Source organism: Phaeobacter porticola (assembly GCF_001888185.1).
Classification (GTDB): domain Bacteria; phylum Pseudomonadota; class Alphaproteobacteria; order Rhodobacterales; family Rhodobacteraceae; genus Phaeobacter; species Phaeobacter porticola.
Genome location: NZ_CP016364.1, coordinates 2,580,058 through 2,596,809, shown reverse-complemented (window position 1 = coordinate 2,596,809; position 16,752 = coordinate 2,580,058). Strand labels below are relative to the sequence as shown.

Here is a 16,752-nt window from a genome sequence, read left to right as displayed (position 1 = left end):
CCCCTTTTTCGTGGCTCAGCCCAGGATCAAGAGCCAGAGCCAGACCGTCAGGATACAGGATCCCGTGGCAATCAGCACCGAGGACGCCGCCACCCGTTTCGCGCGCCCATACATGTTTGCAAAGATATAGGCGTTGAACCCTGGCGCCATCGCGGCATTCAGCACCGCAGAGCGGAACAGATCCGGCTGCACCTTCAAGGCGCTGCCCATGCTCCAGACCAGCGCCGGATGCACCATCAATGAGATTGCGCAGACAAAGCCGATGGTGCGCAGGTCGCCTTCCGGGCGGTATTGCACCAGCACGCCCCCCAGCGCAAACAGCGCCGTTGGCAGCGCCGCGCGAATGACCAGCGACAGCGCCTCATCCACCGCCTGCGGGATCCACAGGCCCGAGAAGTTCACCACAAACCCCAGAGCGATGCCAAGGATCAGCACATTCTTGAACATGGCGCTGAACACCGATTTCACCGTAGCGATACCGCCCGCACCCTTGTTGCGCACGATCTCCATCACAGTGATCCCCAGCCCGTAGCAAAACGGCGAGTGAAAGGCGATGATCGCGTAGTTGCCGGTCAGATTGTCGGCCCCATAGGCGCGTTCCGTGATCGGCAGGCCCAGCAGCACCGAATTGGAGAACAGGCAGCAAAAGCCTATGGCCACGCAATCCTCCCAGTCGCGTTTGAAAATCAGCCGCGCACCGGCCATCCCCAGACAGAAACAGATCGCGGCACCGGTGTAGAAACTGATCAGCAGGCGCGGATCAAAACTCGCCGACAGGTCCAGCGTCGCAATCGCGCGAAACAATAGGCAGGGGATGGCAAAGCTCTGGGTGAATTTCATCAGCCCATCGACATGGCTGGCCTGAAAATACCCGCGACGGGTGGCGACATAGCCCGCACCGATGACCAGAAACACCGGCAGGATGACATCAATCAAGCTCTGAAACATGATGTGCCTTCCTGTGGGCGGGGTCGCGGGCGCCTTATGTGGCGGCTCAGATCGGGTATTCGATCACCATCCCGTCATAGGCGGGATCAATGTGATCAGGGGTCTCAGCGGCGACCTGCGCATAATCCAGATCAATGTGCATATTGGTCAGCACCGCGCGCTTTGGGGCCATCCGTTCGATCCACTCCAGCGCCTCGTCCAGCGATAGATGGGTGGGATGCGGCTTGCGGCGCAGCGCATCAAGGATCCAGCAGTTCAGATCCTGCAATTCCGCCAGCGCGCTGTCAGGGATCTTGGCCACATCCGGCAGATAGGCCAGATCGCCAATTCGGAACCCCAGCGCATCCATGGAGCCGTGGTTGACCTCAAACGGGCGCAGGATGATATCGCCACCGGGGCCAGAAATCGTCAGCGGACCGTCAATACTGCGCAGGTCGAGAATGGGCGGATAGGGGGAGCCTGCGGGCTGCACAAAGGCATAGCCGAACCGCGACAGCAGCGCGTTTTGGGTATCACCATCCGCATAGACCGGAATGCGGTCGCGCATGTTGAAGACGATCATCCGCAAATCATCAATGCCATGCACATGATCGGCGTGGGAATGGGTATAGACCACCCCGTCCAGCCGCCCGGTGCCGGTGTCCAGCAACTGACTGCGCATATCGGGGGAGGTGTCAATCAGCACCGTCGTGGTGCCCTCGGGACCGTCCCGCTCTACCAGCAGCGAGCAGCGGCGGCGGCGGTTGCGGGGATTGTCCGGGTCGCAATCGCCCCAATGCCCGCCCAGTCGCGGCACCCCACCGGAGGAACCGCAGCCCAGAATGGTAAAGCGCAGCACGCCCATCAGGCGGCGGCCTCATATTTGGCAGCCTTCCAGAACAGCCGGTCAAAATTGGCCTGTGTCTGGGCGGCGAAATCGGCGTAACCCACATCAAACACCTCTGCGCCCACGCGGGCGGTGTGCGCGGTATAGGCCGGCTCATTGCGTTTGCCACGATAGGGCGGCGGTGCCAAATAGGGCGCGTCAGTTTCCACCAGAATCCGCTCCATCGGGGCGGTGGCAAAGATATCGCGCAGTTCCTGGCTCTTGGGAAAGGCGGCGATGCCCGACATCGACAGGTAGAACCCCAGATCCAGCGCCGCCCGTGCCAGTTCAGGCGAGGAGGAGAAACAGTGCATCACACAGGAATAGGCGCCCTTGGCCATTTCATCGCGCAGGATCATCGCCATATCGTCATCCGCCGCGCGGGCGTGGATGATCAGCGGCAGGCCGGTTTCCCGCGCCGCCGTAATATGGGTTCTGAGCGAGGTCTTCTGCACCTCTGCACTGTCGGCGGTATAGTGATAATCCAGTCCGGTCTCGCCAATGCCGACAAATTTCGGATGCTGCGCCAGCGCCACCAGCTCGTCCACTGAGACCAGCGGTTCGTCTGCGGCACTCATCGGGTGGGTGCCCGCCGCATAGAAGATCGGCGCATGCGCCTCGGCGATGGCACGCACGGTGGGTTCATTGCGCAGTTTGGTGCAGATGGTGACCATGCGGGTCACACCGGCCTCAGCTGCCCGCGCAATCAGCGCGTCCAGCTCACCCTCGAAATCGGGAAAATCCAGATGGCAATGGCTGTCCGTAATGGACGGGGGCATGGGGGAAAGGCTCTCGGTCATAACTGCTCTCTGTCGCGTCCTGCGAAGCGGTCCGGTGGCCCGGATCAGCGCGCCGCAGTGTCCTGCATCTTGAAAACCGTATCTAGGACAAGTGCTGCGGGGTCAAGGTTCACCGCCTGACCGTGGCGCATCCGGGCTGTCACCTGCGCTGCCAGATCCGCCCAGGCACGCGCCTTTTGCGGCGTCGGTGAAAGCCGCGACAGCACCGCTGCCTCCTGCGGGGCAGCTTCGGGCTGCGGCGGCATTCCGGTGGCCCCGGTGCGTGCCAGCCGCGCCAGCGCAGTATCAATCAGGGTGAGCAGCAGCTCAAATTTATCGGCACCTCCTCGCGCTGCGGCCTGTTCCGCCAGCGTCATGGCGCGCTGTCGATCCAGCCGGGGCATACTGTCCAACAGCCGCACCACATCGCTATAGGCCTGCAAACCACCAAGGTTCAGCAGCCGCAACGCCGCCCCGACAGAGCCATTGGCCAGTGCGGCCAGATGATCGGCTTGCTTGGGCAGCTCAGCCCCTGCCTGCGTCAGGGCCGCCTGCATATCCTCAGGGCTCAGCGGCGCGAACCGCAACAGCCGACAGCGCGAACGGATCGTCGGCAACAGTCGCGAGGGCTGATGTGACACCAACAGCAGGGTGGTGCGGGCAGGCGGCTCTTCCAGCATCTTCAGCAGCGCATTGGCCGCACTGGTGTTCATCTCGTCTGCGGCATCAACAATCACCACCCGACGTCCGCCGTCGGTGGCTGACAGGCCAAAGAATTTGTTCAGCGCGCGAATGTCATCAACCACGATCTGATCGCGCAGCTTGCCCTTGTCGTTAATGCTGCGGGTAATCGACGCCAGCCCCGGCTCCGCCAACGCCTGAATGCGGTGCATCACCGGATGATCCATCCCGATATCAAGCGAGGTGGCAGGCGGGGGCGCGCCAAACAGCCCCGCATCCTCCGCAGGCGGTTGCGACAGCAGAAACGCCGCAATGCGCCAGGCCAGCGTTGCCTTGCCCACGCCCTGCGGGCCGGTCAGCAGCCAGCCGTGATGCAGGCGGTCCGAGTTGAAGGCGGTCAGGAAATCCTGCTCTGCCTGCGCTTGTCCGAACAGTTGCAGCGTCTCGCGCGGATGGGGCGCGCCTGCTGTCTGATCTGCGCGCAGAGGGGCGTCATCCTTGCTCATGCGCCGAGGCCCCCATCGGACGCGGGCAGGGCGGTGGAGACAACCTCTAACACATCGCGTGCGACGCTATCCATCTGGCGATCCCCGTCGATCACACGAAACCGGTCGGAAAACTCCGCAGCCAGCTCCAGAAAGCCTGCGCGCATCCGCTGTTGCAGATCCAGACCAAAATCCTCGAACCGCTCTTCGCTGCCCTGACGGCCCTTGGCCCGCGCCAGCCCCTTGGCCGGGTCCATGTCGATCAGGATGGTCAGGTCCGGTTCATGGCCAATCATCAGGCGATGCAGCTGATCGACGCTGGCGCGCAGATCCCCGCGCGACAGCCCCTGATACATCCGGGTGCTATCGGCAAAGCGATCACAGACCACCACCTTGCCCGCGGCCAGCGCAGGCAGGATCCGCCGTTCCATATGGTCGCGCCGCGCGGCGGTGAACAGCAGCAGCTCGGTCTCCGCAGACCAGCGGTCGGGGTCTCCCTCCAGCACCAGACGGCGGATTTCCTCCGCGCCATCTGATCCGCCCGGTTCACGGGTCAGGACAACCTCAATCCCCTGCGCCTGTAGCGATTCGGCCAGCAGTCGGCATTGCGTCGATTTGCCGGAGCCGTCGATGCCCTCAAAGGTGACGAACAGGCCAGGATAGGGGGTTGCGCCGTCCGCAGCGGCGCCGGTATTGGCCGGTGTCACTGGCTGGCCTCAGGCCCGCTGATGAAACGTTTCACCAGCACCTGCGCTGCGGTTTTCACCCGCACTGGAAAGCCGCCGGTCGGAATGTCCTTTTCCGCCACCAGCGGCAGGCGCACCTCCGGCAGCTCATCCGGTTGCAGCACCAGTTCGGCCAGTTTCTGGCCCTTCTCAATGGGCGCATCAATTGGCCCGGTATAGACCACCTCACCGGTGATTTCGCGACCGGCAAGCGCGGGCAACAACACGTTCAGATCTTCGGCAGGCACCAGCCCTACGGTTGCCTCTGCCCCGCGCCAGACCTCGGCTTCTGCGACCGGAACACCCGCTTTAGCCACCGTTTTTTTGGCAAATTGGCGAAACGACCAGTTAACCAGGGCCTCAGCCTCCTCTGCGCGGGCGGTGGTGCTGTCCAAACCGGTGATCACAAAAATCACCCGCCGGTCACCCTGTGCGGCAGATCCCACCAGACCATAGCCCGCCTCGGATGTGTGACCGGTCTTCAGACCATCCGCGCCGATGCCCAGACCCAGCAGTGGGTTGCGGTTGCGCACATTGGAGGGCGCGCGGCCATCAAATTCAAACTCCCGCTCGGCAAACAGCGGGTAATACTGCGGGAAATCCTCGATCAGCTTCTCCGCAAGGATCGCCAGATCCTCCACCGACATACGGTGTCCGGCGGCGGGCCAGCCGTTGGAATTGGCAAAGGTGGAGTTCTCCATCCCCATTTCCTGCGCTCGTTTGGTCATGTAGCGGGCAAACCCCGCCTCGGTGCCATCCGGGCTCAACGCTTCGGCCAGCACCACGCAGGCGTCATTGCCCGACAGCACGATAATCCCGCGCAAGAGATCTTCCACCCGGACCCGGTCCTGGGTGTTGAGGAACATGGTCGAGCCTTTATAGCTCATGGCGTGTTCGCTGACCGGCAACCGCTCATCCAGCGTCAGGCGGCCATCTCGGATCGCCTCAAACGCCACATAAAGCGTCATCAGCTTCGACATCGACGCAGGCGGCAGCGCCAGATCGGCGTTCTTGGCCAGCAGCACCGTATCGGTCTCCTGATCCAGCACATAGGCGGCGCGCGCGCGGGTATCAAAGGCCACAGCCGACAGCGCCGAGAGGCTGACCAACAGGCCAGCCGCACATGTCAGTTTCAAAGCAGAGCGAAGCGGAGAGGGGAGAAAGGTCATGGCAGAAGCGTCTTTCCGGTTGGTCACGTCAGGCAGAGCCGCACAAGCGAGGTCAATTGGTGACCGCATAGGCATCGGAGAAGCCGACGGCCTTGACGCTCTTCAGCAGCTGACTGCGTTCGGATTTCGATTGAGCCGGCCCGACCAGCACCCGCCAGAACGGTTTGCCGTTGCTGGACTGGGACAGGACTGAGGGCACAAGCCCGGCATTGCGCATCTGATCGGCGGTGCGTTTGGCATTGGCCTCAACACTGAAAATGCCGATCTGGATATAGGGTTTGCTCAGCGAGGAGCTGGCTACCGCTGCCTTGGTTGCCGTGGTGGTCACTGCGGGCGCGGCTGCCTGCGCAGGCGCAACAGCGGTCGGGGCCGCAGCGTCAATGGCCGCCGCTGCACCTGCAATCGGGTCCAAGGGCTGCGTGTCGATATTGCCGCCATCGGCAAGGGCGACATCGGTCTCCTCAAGGATGACGTCCGCAGGTTGTTCCGGGTCGGCGACTTTTTCGCGGCGCAGCGCGGTTACATTCAGTTCAACCGGTGCGCCCGCCAACATGCCCAGAGCCTCGGACGCATCGGAGGACACCTGCAGCCGGGGACCGGGAATTTCCCGCTCACGCCGGAACAGCGCACCGATCACAAATTTGCCATTGGCCTGATTGCGGATGATCACCTGTTCTGGATCTTCGGCATCCGGATGCGCCACCCAGACCCCGCCCAGCGAGGGGCGCCCATCCCACAGGCCTGCTTCGGTCACCTGAAACACCTCCGGTGCCTCTACTTCGCGTTCGACCAGGCGGGTGCTGCTGGAGGGGGTAACGGCGCCGTCTTCCTGTGGCTTTGGTTTGAGGAAGGCCAATCCAGGGCCCTCTTCGCAGGCGCCGAGGATCATCAGCCCGGTCAGCGCCGCCGCAAGCCGTAGGCCCCGGCGCGATGACTGCTGGCCTCTGGCGCGGTGTTTCCCTGTCGACATAGCGTGAACCATGTGTGCTTCCTTGCCCGTATTTGACGGCGCTTTGCGCCTTCTTATGCGCGCCGTCCTGCGCTCCGTGCCGTTTGGTCCGGCGTCAGCTGTTTCTGTACCGGTTGTTCCGGCGCGCTTATGATGGGCGCAGCATAGCCGCCACGCCAACGCAAGGAAACCCTGCCACCGCCCGCTCGGCAAGTTTTCGGATATCGCAGATCCGCGTGACAGCCCGTCGCGTTCAGCACGCGGCGCATGGCATCAGGGATAGGCGATGGGCACTGTGAAACGGAATGGGGTGCAATTCCCTCTTGCCAGACGGGCAACCAGCGCCTAAACCCGGCGCCGACCGGGGAGGTGGCAGAGTGGTCGAATGCGGCGGTCTTGAAAACCGTTGAACGTGAGAGCGTTCCCAGGGTTCGAATCCCTGTCTCCCCGCCATTATCTTCTTTTGGTAAGAAATTCCCTCTAACACCTTGAATGGCAAGGTGGTTTTTGGTGTTCGAAGCCCTTCATTTTGCGCAAAGGTAATTTGCTCTGCAAAGACCAACCTCAGGACAGTTCTTTAGGCAATCAAATTGCTACTTTTCCAAAGTTCCAAAGGGTTTGACAGGAATTGTAGGGCGTGTTCGAACATTTTGTCGAACGTGTGCATCGGCTTTCCATTGTTTTGCAGTTTTTCGTCCAAGATCAGCTTCTCACGCTCCATCTTTTCGATCCGCTTCTCGTAGGCTTTGATCAGGGTTGGGGTGTCGGCGTCCACAACACGGTCCAATAGGCTGTGAATCGGCATGCGAAATTGACCCACTTAGGTGGGTTATGAGCGAGTAAAATTGACCCACCTGTTTCGTTAACATCCGCGCTTCAAGTGCGGAGGAAAGAGCAGGTGTTATTGATGGAAAGTGTATCGAAGATCCGTCTGTGGGTGCTGGTTGAAGGGCGCAGTATCCGGTCTGTTGCGCGGGCGACGGGATTATCGCGCAACACGATCAAGAAGTATTTGAAGGATGAGAGCCCGCCGAGCTACCAGCGCCAGGCTCCACCGGTTCGGCACAAACTGTGCAACGGGTTTGATCTCCGGCTTCAGGAACTGTTCGATCAGGACCAGAAGCGACCACGTCGGGAGCGGCGAACGGCCCAGAAGCTTTATGAGCAGCTCGTGGTGGAAGGCTACACCGGGTCCTATTCTCCAGTTCAGCGATTTGTCCGCGATCTGAAGCGGGCTGGCGCCGGTTCTGGCGATGCTTTTATCCCCCTGCATTTTGCTGCTGGTGACGCCCTTCAGTTTGACTGGAGCGAAGAACGGGTTGTCCTGGGCGGCGTTGAACAAAAGATCTAGGTTGCCCATTTCCGCCTGTGCCACAGCCGCAAGCCTTTGGTGATCGCCTATCCCGGCGAAGCCCAGGAGATGGTTCTGGATGCTTTTGTGCAGGCACTGTCTTTCTATGGCGGGGTTCCACGACGGGTGATCATTGATAACCCCAAGACCATGGTGACCTATGTGTCCCGCTCGAAGGACCGGATATTCCATCCCCGGTTCCTGGCTCTGATGAACCACTATGTGATGGAACCTGTTGCCTGCACGCCCGCAGCGGGTTGGGAGAAGGGGCAGGTCGAGAACCAGGTCCAGTTTTTGCGCGGCCGGTTGTTTGTGCCCAAGCCTGCCTTTGAAGATCTTGATGCGCTGAACACCTGGTTGCGCCTGCGCTGTGAAGAACTGGCCAATCGTCCCCATCCCGAACAGCAGGATCGCACGATTGCCGAGGTGTTCGAAGACGAACGCGCCGAGCTGCGCCCCTTGGGTCGGCCTTTTGACGGCTATGTTGAGAAGACGGTTCGTGTCCGATCCACTTGCCTGGTTCAATATGCCAGCAACCGCTACAGCGTCCCGTCCCACTTTGCCGGTCAACATGTGTCGCTGCGCGCTTATGCGGGCCGGATTATGCTGGTGTCGGGCCAGGATATCATCGCCGAGCATAAGCGCCGCTTCACCCGCAACGTCAGCTACTTTGAACCCTGGCACTATGTTCCTCTGCTGGATCGCAAGCCCGGCGCCCTACGCAATGGCGCACCCTTCGTGGACTGGCAACTGCCTGAGGCCATGCACCAGATCAGGGAACATTACATGGCAGACAAGGGCGGGGATCGGGAGTTCGTTGATCTGCTTCTGCTCGTCCAGGATCACGGGATCGAGGTTGTCGAGATGGCTTGTGAACTGGCCGTGGCACAAAACACCCTCCGCCTGCCCGCCATCATCAACCTGATTAACCAGTTGGTGGAGCCGGTCATCACGCCGCTCAGCGAAGCCTATGCCTATCCGCAACTGACCCTGCGACCCGAGGCCGACTGCAAGCGCTATGAGATCCTGTGCTCGACTGAGGAGGTTGCCGCATGAACGCCCTGATCGACCAACTGACCGCCCTGAGGTTGCACGGAATGGCAGCTTGCGCACATGATTTGCTGTCCGCGCGCAAGCCACCAAGTCTGACCACAGCGATAAAGCAACTGATCGACGCGGAGACTGTAGAGCGGCGGGCGCGCTCTATCCAGTATCAAATGAGGATCGCGAAGTTCCCCCATCATAAGGACTTCGCCACCTTCGATTATGGTGCTGCCGCCATCACCCAGACCCAGATCGAACCGTTCTGCACAGGGCAGTTCACCCAAGAGGCGCACAACCTCATCCTGGTGGGCGGAACCGGCACCGGCAAAACCCATATCGCCATCGCTTTGGGCACCACCCTGATCACCAACGGCAAGAAGGCACGCTTCTTCAACGCCGTCGATCTGATCAACGCCCTGATCAAGGAACAGGCCGAGGGCAATGCCGGGAAGATCATCCGGCAACTCTCGGCTCTGGATTGCGTCATCATCGACGAGCTGGGCTACATCCCGTTCCCCAAGTCTGGCGGAGCATTGCTGTTCCATCTGATCAGCAAGCTCTACGAGAAAACCAGCGTCATCATCACCACCAACCTGGAGTTCGGAGAGTGGGTCTCGGTCTTTGGCGATGCCAAGATGACCACCGCGCTGCTGGATCGCGTCACCCACCATTGCGCAATCATCGAAACCGGCAACACGTCCTATCGCTTTGCTCAGAGCAAAAGCCGCAGAGAAAAGTAACCGTCCCGAAAGCAAAGCCCCCAGACGGACTCGCTATATGAGGGCGGCCCGCCTGGGGGCTTTGCGCCACATGGGGTGGGTCAATTTTAAATGCTGAAACCGGGTCAACTTTGAACGCTCATTGACACAATAGGCCTTCGATTTTCTTTGCCAGTTGGTTGCGCTCCGTTCGGATCAAACGCTTGTCAGCCTCCATTTACCCCGCACGTTGCCCCCAAGCGTTCTTGAACATCTTTGTGGTCACTGCAAGCATGCCCTCAGATGACTTGAGGCTTCGCATCAAAGTATCAAACTCACCTTCCAGCACATCACGACGGATCTACCTGCGATAGCTTGGGCAGCCTTTGGCGTGACAGAGATAATACGGATGTTTCTTGCCCGACTTACTGGTGACCTTCTGTTCCGCAGAGTACTGTTTGCGCGTCGCGCGACGAATGTCTTTTACGACTTTCTCGCCCTGGCTCTGCTTGGTTCCGGGTTTCTGTCTCATCTCCACTTCTTGGTGGCCACAATGTACCAGCAGCGCTATCGCCATTCGTCAACTCAGCTAGACAGGAGAAAGGCCCCGGAAGAAATCCGAGGCCGTTTTCTTATATCACCGGCCAAAAATGACCTATTGAAACGGTTAGGTCATGTCGCGTGAAACGCCACACTGTAAAATGACCCATAGTTTGCCCATTTGGTAAATACTTTTGACTTGCAAATCATAGCCTTAACCGAGACCCACCCTTGAATGTTACTCTTTGGTGTCCATAAAATACACATAGCATGTACATTGAACCTATGTACGGTTTCTCTTGAATTTTGAGCCCTCAGTTTGAGCTGATGGTTGTGTTGAGGCCTTACGGCCCACGAGGGCGCCCTCTCGCATCACTGAAAATCAAAGACCAACTGCTGTGAGGCATTCAGTAGCCTAATTTTTTGCCCCATTGATGCTTCAGCCTTCAATGTAACTTCAGCCGCAGCACGTGCATCTTCCCCAGCATCATGGTGTTTGAATTGAAGCCCTAACACCTCTTTGAGATTGGCCAGTCCATGCCCACCATTGCCCCGCAACTCCGGCCACGCTTGGCGAGCGATGGCAACGCTGTCTGACCATACCGACTTCAACACTTGAAATCCCGCTAATCGGCATGCCGCGTCAAAGGCTTTCTCATCGTATCGACTATGTTGAACAAGCGGATATGCTTCTAGAACCGGACGCAGGTCTGGCAATACTTCTGCAAATTTGGGGGCGTTTTTGACAGTTGCAGCATCAATGCCATGCAATCGGGTATTGCCTGCAGCGAATGGCGTGCAGGGATCGATGTATGCACTATAAGTTACAATCGAGCAGTCAAACCCAACAAAAGCGAGGCCGATTTGACAGATGCTCGCGATATCGTAACCGGCAGTCTCGACGTCCACAGCGATGAACCTAAGATTGTCGCTCAGTGGGTCGACCTGATTGAAACAGGTTGGTAAAGACAAAGATGCAGCATTGGCCATGATAACGACTTTCACACGCTTACTGACTGATGCAAAGCCCGACCAGCAGCTGAGCAAAGCAGCCAGGCTTCTATTCCAGACCACGCAGCACATGATAGCAGTCATTGGTACAGATTGTAGCGAACAGAGGAAGAGAGCCCATATTTTCCCCTGCGGCAGGAGAAACGAACGTCGGCTTCAGGGAATACGGCGTGGTCGCAGCATGGTGCCCCGTGCGCCCTAGCCTTGCAAGACCAAGAGCTCCAAACGCAAAGAAAGGCGCTACTGTACCGGTTGACCCACCACGTCAACATCCTCGAGGTGAACGGCGACAGCTATCGGCTCGGTCAAAGCCGCGCTCGCAAGACAGACGCCACCATCTGATCACCTGTCACGGAATTGTCCCCGTCGGCCAATGGGCCATGGCGCGTGGCGCGCCGCCACTGGTCTGGTTTTGCGCCGCCACGTGGCCGGATTTTACTCCGCCGTTGACGCATCAGGTTAAAACCGAAACGCTTTAGCGGATTTGATCACGACGGATCATCCAAGGGGCTTCCGGCAGATATGCGACGGGCACCAGTATGCCCGTCGCGATAATTTTCTAATCAAATCCGGCTGAAGTTTTTCAACACCCGCTCATTGGTCACAACGTTTGCCCCACATGTCTCAAGAAAACCGCGCGCGCGCTCTGCAAGCTGGCTGTTCGTTGTTGGAACAACATTTCTCGCGCGGTCCACCATATAGGGAGTGTCCTCCATACCAACCCTTAGGATGTCTACTCCGCTGTCAGGCATCGCTGCATAGCCGGTAAGCCTATCCACGGGCTGCAAGAGCTGTCCCTTCATTGGGCCAACATCCATCGTGCAGACCTGCTCCAAGGCGTGTTGTGGTAAGACTGCAGCCCCAACTGACACTGACACCTTTAGACGTACGCGATCTTGACCGTTCCGAGCTAACGAGACGCTACGGGCCGCATCAACAACTCGTTTGAAATCAGCATAGCGCTTTGGGAATGGCAATCGTGGCGAGAACCCAAAGAGAATTGTGATATTCAATCGACCGACAGAACCAAGTCCATCTTCCAAGCCATGAATAAGAAACCAAGTCAGAAGCGAGCTGCGTCCATGTTGTACCCACTCAACTTCGAATGGCAAACCCAACTCTCGACGTCGTGCAATACTCCAATGGAGAGTGTCCATTTGGACCGATGCTGATGATGCACCGTAATTGCCACCGCCAGTCGTTGAATGAACTTCCAGCTTTGCGCCCTCAATACTACCGCTTGGAACGTATTCCTTGAAATCACGGAGCAATTTCCAGTCACCGGAAGCATGGTCTATCTGAACAAATCCCTGGCGCTCAAGATCGGTTACAATCTGGAGTTCGATCGCAGCTTGAGAGGTCACAAATTCTGCACCACCATCGGCTATGGAAAGCCCTGCGTGTCGCGTTCGGGCAAGTTCTCCTCCATCCTTGATCACTGCTGAAATCTCGGTACCGTTTCGGCTTGCGCCGAAGCTCAGCATGGCGCTTGGATCGACGGATCTCGCGAGCTTTGAGAAGCTTTGATAGAGACTCGTGTCAGCGCTCTGCTCGTGGGTAACAGGATTACGGGCGTGTTCATGGATGTATTTTACATCGAGAGACTTGAGTGCTTTGAGTTCGGCCTTGATCCGCTCCCGTTCCACGTCGATCAAATCACCAGAATTGATTGCATCGAAAACGCGGTCTCCGGTGTCCTTGTGGTTCTTCGGGGTGAACTTGGCCCCTGTTCTTGAAACTCCCAAAATTAGCTTCTTTTTGCCAAAGAGTTGCTCTCTACCTTTTTCTTGGAGCTCGTGACTTTGAGCAAAGGTATCGGTATTGTTGGTACGCATGATTTGCCTTTCCGGTTAAGGCCAAGCAGCATTGCCTGACGGAAAGACAGATCGGATTTTTTATTTATTTCAGGGCTTTACAAGAATTGACAGAAACTGACAGGAAGGCAAAAAAGTGGGGAGACCAGCAAAAAACACCCTCAAAATTGACTGGAAAGCACGTTTGGAACTCTTTTGGGATCGGTGTCCTTCTTATCGGATGACCCCCGGAGAATTGTGCGTCGAAATGCGAGCAATTGATCCGGTTGAAACACCGGAAATCGATGATTTTCGTTTGAAGTTCGATGGGCGACGGCCATCCAACGAACGGTTCGCGATAGCACTTTTTCAGGCAAGCCGAGCAGGTCAGGTTGGCTTGTCACAACCAGCCTTTTTGGCGGATGCGAACGTGTGGGAAAGCGAGATTGATGGCCTGGAAGGGTCAGATCTGAAAGCTTTGCTCGAGGCAAATCTGACTGGCGATAGCTTCAGAGCAGAAATTAGAAGACGTCCGACGACCGATCGTCCGGGTTTACGCCGGATTTCAAAGGAAACCGTCGAGAACCAGCTCTCCATCGGTTCACATATGCAGATTGTCTGTACTTACCTGGCTGAAGAAGTCTTGTTGAAAGGCTATCTGATGGCATTGGAATTCGACCGGCGCGCGGGGGACTGGCAAGTATTTGGGGCTCTGGAGGGAAGTGGTGTTGATCATCAAGTCCCGATCAAATTGGGCCTTGAACAGACAGAACGTGTCGCTTCTGTTGACATAGAGTATGCGGTTTCGGGACCCGCCAACACGTTTGATATGTACGTTGTCTTGTCTCGGAAACCTTTCGATCATCGACTTTTGGCGCTTCTCAAAACAGGGAGCCTACCAGAGGACGGGCTTCTTTCGGCTAAACAAACCACAGATTTGTGTGATCTTATTTCTTCGGAACTAGATTCTGTTTTGGTCGCTACATGTGCCTATCAAGTGGTTTAACGGCCCCAAAGTGTCCAGCCTGACCAATGATGCGGATGGGCGAATGGTTTCTCCTCCAATGAGGACGGTGCCCCACTTTCCGCAGGCGTCAAGGTTTTGTCGATACGTCGAAGCCGAGGTGCTGATGAACTATACATGGAGGCCTCCAAATAATGGTCTTCGGTGAGCGTCTTCCAAGTCGCGTCACGTAAGAACTGTTTTGCTCCTGACAGGGCTTGCACCGGCGACATCGCTGTTGCGCCAGTAGGACCGAACAAGCATCGATAGAAATGATCTGAAAAGACGAGGGCTGCATCGTCGTGAACAGGCCAAAGCGGTGCCACAACTCCGGTGACGCCAAGCTCCAGCAACGTCCCCGGCAACCCAACATACTCATCTCGATCCGATGTTAATCCGACAAGTCCAGCTTCGCAGGCCGAAAGCACCACTAAACTGGTCTGGAGTTGTTGGTGACCCACAGCGACCATTCGTCGAAGAGACAGAAATTCACCATCCGCCAAAAAGATGCCGGTATCGTTGTGCCCGCCATATCGGGAATGGCAGGCGAGATGGACAATTTGTTGGGACTTGAAGGCTTCCAGAACGGCGGTTGGGGTCGCTGAGGAACCATCGATTATCCTTGCTTGGGGATTTGTACGCGCCAAAGCTTTGGATTCGTGCCCGGCAAACGGCAAATCTGGGAGATTGGTGTCTCTTTTCAAATTTGGCGAAACACATGCAAAACCGCGTTGGTAGTTGTCAGGCACAGACCCAAGTGTCGCCAGCGACGGCGCAATGGAAAACGCCCATGCTCCATCCATCGTCAGGTCTTCGTCAAGTTTTGCGGAGGCAAATGGGAGCTTGGCGAACTCGCCCGGAACACTCATAATCAGTCTTCCTCCAGGTTTGATACCATTCGCAATCAGACCCTGATGAATCGGGCCCAGAACATGATGACCTATTTCGGCTCTGGCTCGTTCAACAACACGGTTCCAGCATTCGAAAGGCTCCCCTTGTGTGTCTGGGTTCTCAAGCAGAGCGCCATAGGCTGCTTGCCAGCTGAGGGAATCATCGCTGGAGGTCAATAGACTATTGATGGTTGGGAGTGCGGATTTCGGAAGTGGGATTGTTATCCACTCAGATTGTGAAAGTGGCCGTATGAGGGCATGCGAACCGAAAATCGAAAAGGTCAGATGAACAAAGGTTCCATCATCTGTATTTGCGGGAGCTTCGAAGAATTCCCGAAGTTCTCGATCAACTAAATCAAATCTGAGCTCGCGGCGCTTGGTTAGATAATCCTCCCAAGCAATGCGACACTCTCTGTCGTCTCCGTCCTTTATTGCCAAATCTAGTTTCGTCCGAAGTTTGATCAGTTCCGGGTCTTCGTCTCCTGTCGATTGGCGTCTGAGTTTCGACAGAGCGATGCGGCGTCCGCGGAGCTTATCCAGTTGGAATGCCGCTTCACTCGGCCTGTCGGAAAGGATCAGGCAGGCTGCGAGCTTGTCGCCAAAACCACTTAGAGCGCGCGGGCCGAAGTCGTTGATGCCAGATGTCAGACGCGGATTGCTTTGTATTCGCTCAAAAGCATCCAGAATCTCAAAGCCAACATTTGTGGCGTGTTCCCAGTGCTTCATGCGGTAATGAAGTTCAAAGAGACCGAGACTGACCCTAGCATACAGATAGGGCGCTTTCTCGAGACCGATCATCACTCGGGCGGCCTGATAGTGATCGGCGGCTTCCTTCGCCAAGGCCCCGTCGCCAATCGTCCAAGCGAGCGCAAGAGTGTATGCTCCGAGGTCCGCCTTCAACCGGGCAAGACGAGCATCGTCCAGTGTTGTTTCACCCAATAGCTCCACAGCGTCGGTAAGACTGCCGACCGCATCCTTGAAGCTCTGCGGCTCCTTTGACAGTTTGCCGGTCAAAAAATGGGTTTGACCCAGTGAGTGGAGAATTTGGGATCGGTCTTTAGCAGACAAGGCGCTGGATGACAGGGCCGAATTGAAATGCTCAATTGCTTCTCCAAGCGTTTTTCTGTCACCTGTCAGTTGCGCAAGTTCGAGTTTGGCTGTGCCGATCGTGACTTGAGATTTCCGAAGGTGAGAGTTGGGCCGTGTGAGCACATCAACTAACTCCCTGAAAACGCGCTCAGAACGGTTATGCCTCGCATTTTCAAGCAACAAGATGGAGGTGTTCTGGATAGTTTGAGACCTTGCCTGGTCGTCAAGCTTTGGGTCCTTCAACAATGCCTGCAACTCTCGACAGGCCCGTTCCACAATTTGACTATCTCCAGACACGGAACCCAGCCAAAGACTTGCCACGGCCTTTGCGTTGGCGATGGTCGCGGTAGTTGCATCAAAGGGTTCAAATGCACTGCTGAGATCAACAACCTCCTGCAACAGATTGGCATCGGAGGTCTGCTCGCCAAATCGAGACAAGGCGACAATCAGGTCGCGCAGGTATTGCTGTTCCTGCGGATCATCTGTCGCCATTGCATACTGGTAGGCCCGCCGAAGGTCGGCACAGGCATCCCTCAAAGAAGACAGACTTGGTATAAACTCATAAAGCCGCGCCTGGGTCTGTCCTCTCAAATGTATGAGAGCATGGGGTAGAGGCTCTTTCGTCGCTATGGCAACATCTACGATCTTCGAGTGAAGCACCTTCAATGACGCTTCATCGCCTTGTCCAATCCGATGCCACTCTTGTCGCAACTCATTGATCGTTGATCGTTG

General features: G+C 57.3%; 16 protein-coding genes, 1 tRNA gene and 1 pseudogene. 6 read left to right on the top strand and 12 right to left on the bottom strand.

Features of this window, described 5'->3' with window-relative positions:
- Positions 1-15 precede the first annotated feature (15 nt).
- The 7 genes from PhaeoP97_RS12430 to PhaeoP97_RS12400 are packed head-to-tail and all read right to left on the bottom strand — an operon-like array spanning position 16 to position 6,634.
- The gene (locus PhaeoP97_RS12430; RefSeq protein ID WP_072505321.1) at positions 16-948 is read right to left on the bottom strand and encodes an AEC family transporter; all 933 of its coding nucleotides are present in this window, start codon (positions 946-948) and stop codon (positions 16-18) included.
- 46 nt (positions 949-994) lie between these two features.
- A complete protein-coding gene (locus tag PhaeoP97_RS12425) occupies positions 995-1,792 on the bottom strand; it encodes an MBL fold metallo-hydrolase (protein WP_072505320.1) in 798 nt (265 codons plus the stop codon).
- Positions 1,792-2,613: a TatD family hydrolase gene (locus tag PhaeoP97_RS12420; RefSeq protein ID WP_072505319.1), complete on the bottom strand. Its 822-nt coding sequence runs from the start codon at positions 2,611-2,613 to the stop codon at positions 1,792-1,794. Before PhaeoP97_RS12420 ends, PhaeoP97_RS12425 begins: the two co-directional genes overlap by 1 nt.
- Positions 2,614-2,657: 44 nt before the next feature.
- On the bottom strand, positions 2,658-3,779 hold the full coding sequence (locus PhaeoP97_RS12415; protein ID WP_072505318.1) for a DNA polymerase III subunit delta': 1,122 nt from the start codon (positions 3,777-3,779) through the stop codon (positions 2,658-2,660).
- Positions 3,776-4,465, bottom strand: a complete 690-nt coding sequence (gene tmk / locus PhaeoP97_RS12410) for a dTMP kinase (protein ID WP_072505317.1) — start codon at positions 4,463-4,465, stop codon at positions 3,776-3,778. Before tmk ends, PhaeoP97_RS12415 begins: the two co-directional genes overlap by 4 nt.
- Complete coding sequence (locus tag PhaeoP97_RS12405) at positions 4,462-5,652, bottom strand: D-alanyl-D-alanine carboxypeptidase family protein (RefSeq protein ID WP_072505316.1); 1,191 nt, start codon at positions 5,650-5,652, stop codon at positions 4,462-4,464. Before PhaeoP97_RS12405 ends, tmk begins: the two co-directional genes overlap by 4 nt.
- Positions 5,653-5,704: 52 nt before the next feature.
- Positions 5,705-6,634, bottom strand: a complete 930-nt coding sequence (locus PhaeoP97_RS12400; RefSeq protein WP_072505315.1) for an SPOR domain-containing protein — start codon at positions 6,632-6,634, stop codon at positions 5,705-5,707.
- A 330-nt stretch (positions 6,635-6,964) separates the two neighbouring features.
- On the opposite strand from PhaeoP97_RS12400, the gene PhaeoP97_RS12395 reads away from it, so the two are divergent.
- Positions 6,965-7,054 (top strand) — tRNA-Ser (locus PhaeoP97_RS12395).
- Between the two features lie 124 nt (positions 7,055-7,178).
- On the opposite strand, the gene PhaeoP97_RS12390 is transcribed toward PhaeoP97_RS12395, so the two are convergent.
- Positions 7,179-7,406 carry a hypothetical protein gene (locus PhaeoP97_RS12390; RefSeq protein WP_157891260.1) on the bottom strand — a complete coding sequence of 76 codons (228 nt, stop codon included), beginning with the start codon at positions 7,404-7,406 and terminating at the stop codon, positions 7,179-7,181.
- Positions 7,407-7,508: 102 nt separating this feature from the next.
- On the opposite strand from PhaeoP97_RS12390, the gene PhaeoP97_RS20525 reads away from it, so the two are divergent.
- The 3 genes from PhaeoP97_RS20525 to istB are packed head-to-tail and all read left to right on the top strand — an operon-like array spanning position 7,509 to position 9,736.
- The gene (locus tag PhaeoP97_RS20525) at positions 7,509-7,952 is read left to right on the top strand and encodes a hypothetical protein (protein WP_217525901.1); all 444 of its coding nucleotides are present in this window, start codon (positions 7,509-7,511) and stop codon (positions 7,950-7,952) included.
- 39 nt (positions 7,953-7,991) lie between these two features.
- The gene (locus PhaeoP97_RS12385) at positions 7,992-9,008 is read left to right on the top strand and encodes a Mu transposase domain-containing protein (protein WP_237029005.1); all 1,017 of its coding nucleotides are present in this window, start codon (positions 7,992-7,994) and stop codon (positions 9,006-9,008) included.
- Positions 9,005-9,736: an IS21-like element helper ATPase IstB gene (gene istB, locus PhaeoP97_RS12380; protein WP_072503358.1), complete on the top strand. Its 732-nt coding sequence runs from the start codon at positions 9,005-9,007 to the stop codon at positions 9,734-9,736. The genes PhaeoP97_RS12385 and istB overlap by 4 nt, the downstream gene beginning before the upstream one ends.
- Positions 9,737-10,055: 319 nt before the next feature.
- Here istB and PhaeoP97_RS20330 read toward each other — a convergent pair whose 3' ends face one another.
- Both PhaeoP97_RS20330 and PhaeoP97_RS12370 read right to left on the bottom strand, forming a co-directional pair.
- Positions 10,056-10,226 carry a hypothetical protein gene (locus tag PhaeoP97_RS20330; protein WP_157891259.1) on the bottom strand — a complete coding sequence of 57 codons (171 nt, stop codon included), beginning with the start codon at positions 10,224-10,226 and terminating at the stop codon, positions 10,056-10,058.
- Between the two features lie 380 nt (positions 10,227-10,606).
- Entirely contained in the window at positions 10,607-11,224 is a 618-nt protein-coding gene (locus PhaeoP97_RS12370) for an exonuclease domain-containing protein (RefSeq protein WP_083570377.1), read from the bottom strand.
- Positions 11,225-11,482: 258 nt separating this feature from the next.
- On the opposite strand from PhaeoP97_RS12370, the pseudogene PhaeoP97_RS20520 reads away from it, so the two are divergent.
- Positions 11,483-11,587: pseudogene (locus PhaeoP97_RS20520) on the top strand (ATP-binding protein); the annotation flags it as partial.
- 221 nt (positions 11,588-11,808) lie between these two features.
- Here PhaeoP97_RS20520 and PhaeoP97_RS12360 read toward each other — a convergent pair.
- Complete coding sequence (locus tag PhaeoP97_RS12360) at positions 11,809-13,080, bottom strand: hypothetical protein (RefSeq protein WP_072505311.1); 1,272 nt, start codon at positions 13,078-13,080, stop codon at positions 11,809-11,811.
- 115 nt (positions 13,081-13,195) lie between these two features.
- On the opposite strand from PhaeoP97_RS12360, the gene PhaeoP97_RS12355 reads away from it, so the two are divergent.
- Positions 13,196-14,044 carry a hypothetical protein gene (locus PhaeoP97_RS12355; protein ID WP_157891258.1) on the top strand — a complete coding sequence of 283 codons (849 nt, stop codon included), beginning with the start codon at positions 13,196-13,198 and terminating at the stop codon, positions 14,042-14,044.
- On the opposite strand, the gene PhaeoP97_RS12350 is transcribed toward PhaeoP97_RS12355, so the two are convergent.
- The gene (locus PhaeoP97_RS12350; protein WP_072505309.1) at positions 14,041-16,512 is read right to left on the bottom strand and encodes a CHAT domain-containing protein; all 2,472 of its coding nucleotides are present in this window, start codon (positions 16,510-16,512) and stop codon (positions 14,041-14,043) included. The genes PhaeoP97_RS12355 and PhaeoP97_RS12350 overlap by 4 nt on opposite strands.
- Positions 16,513-16,752 lie beyond the last annotated feature (240 nt).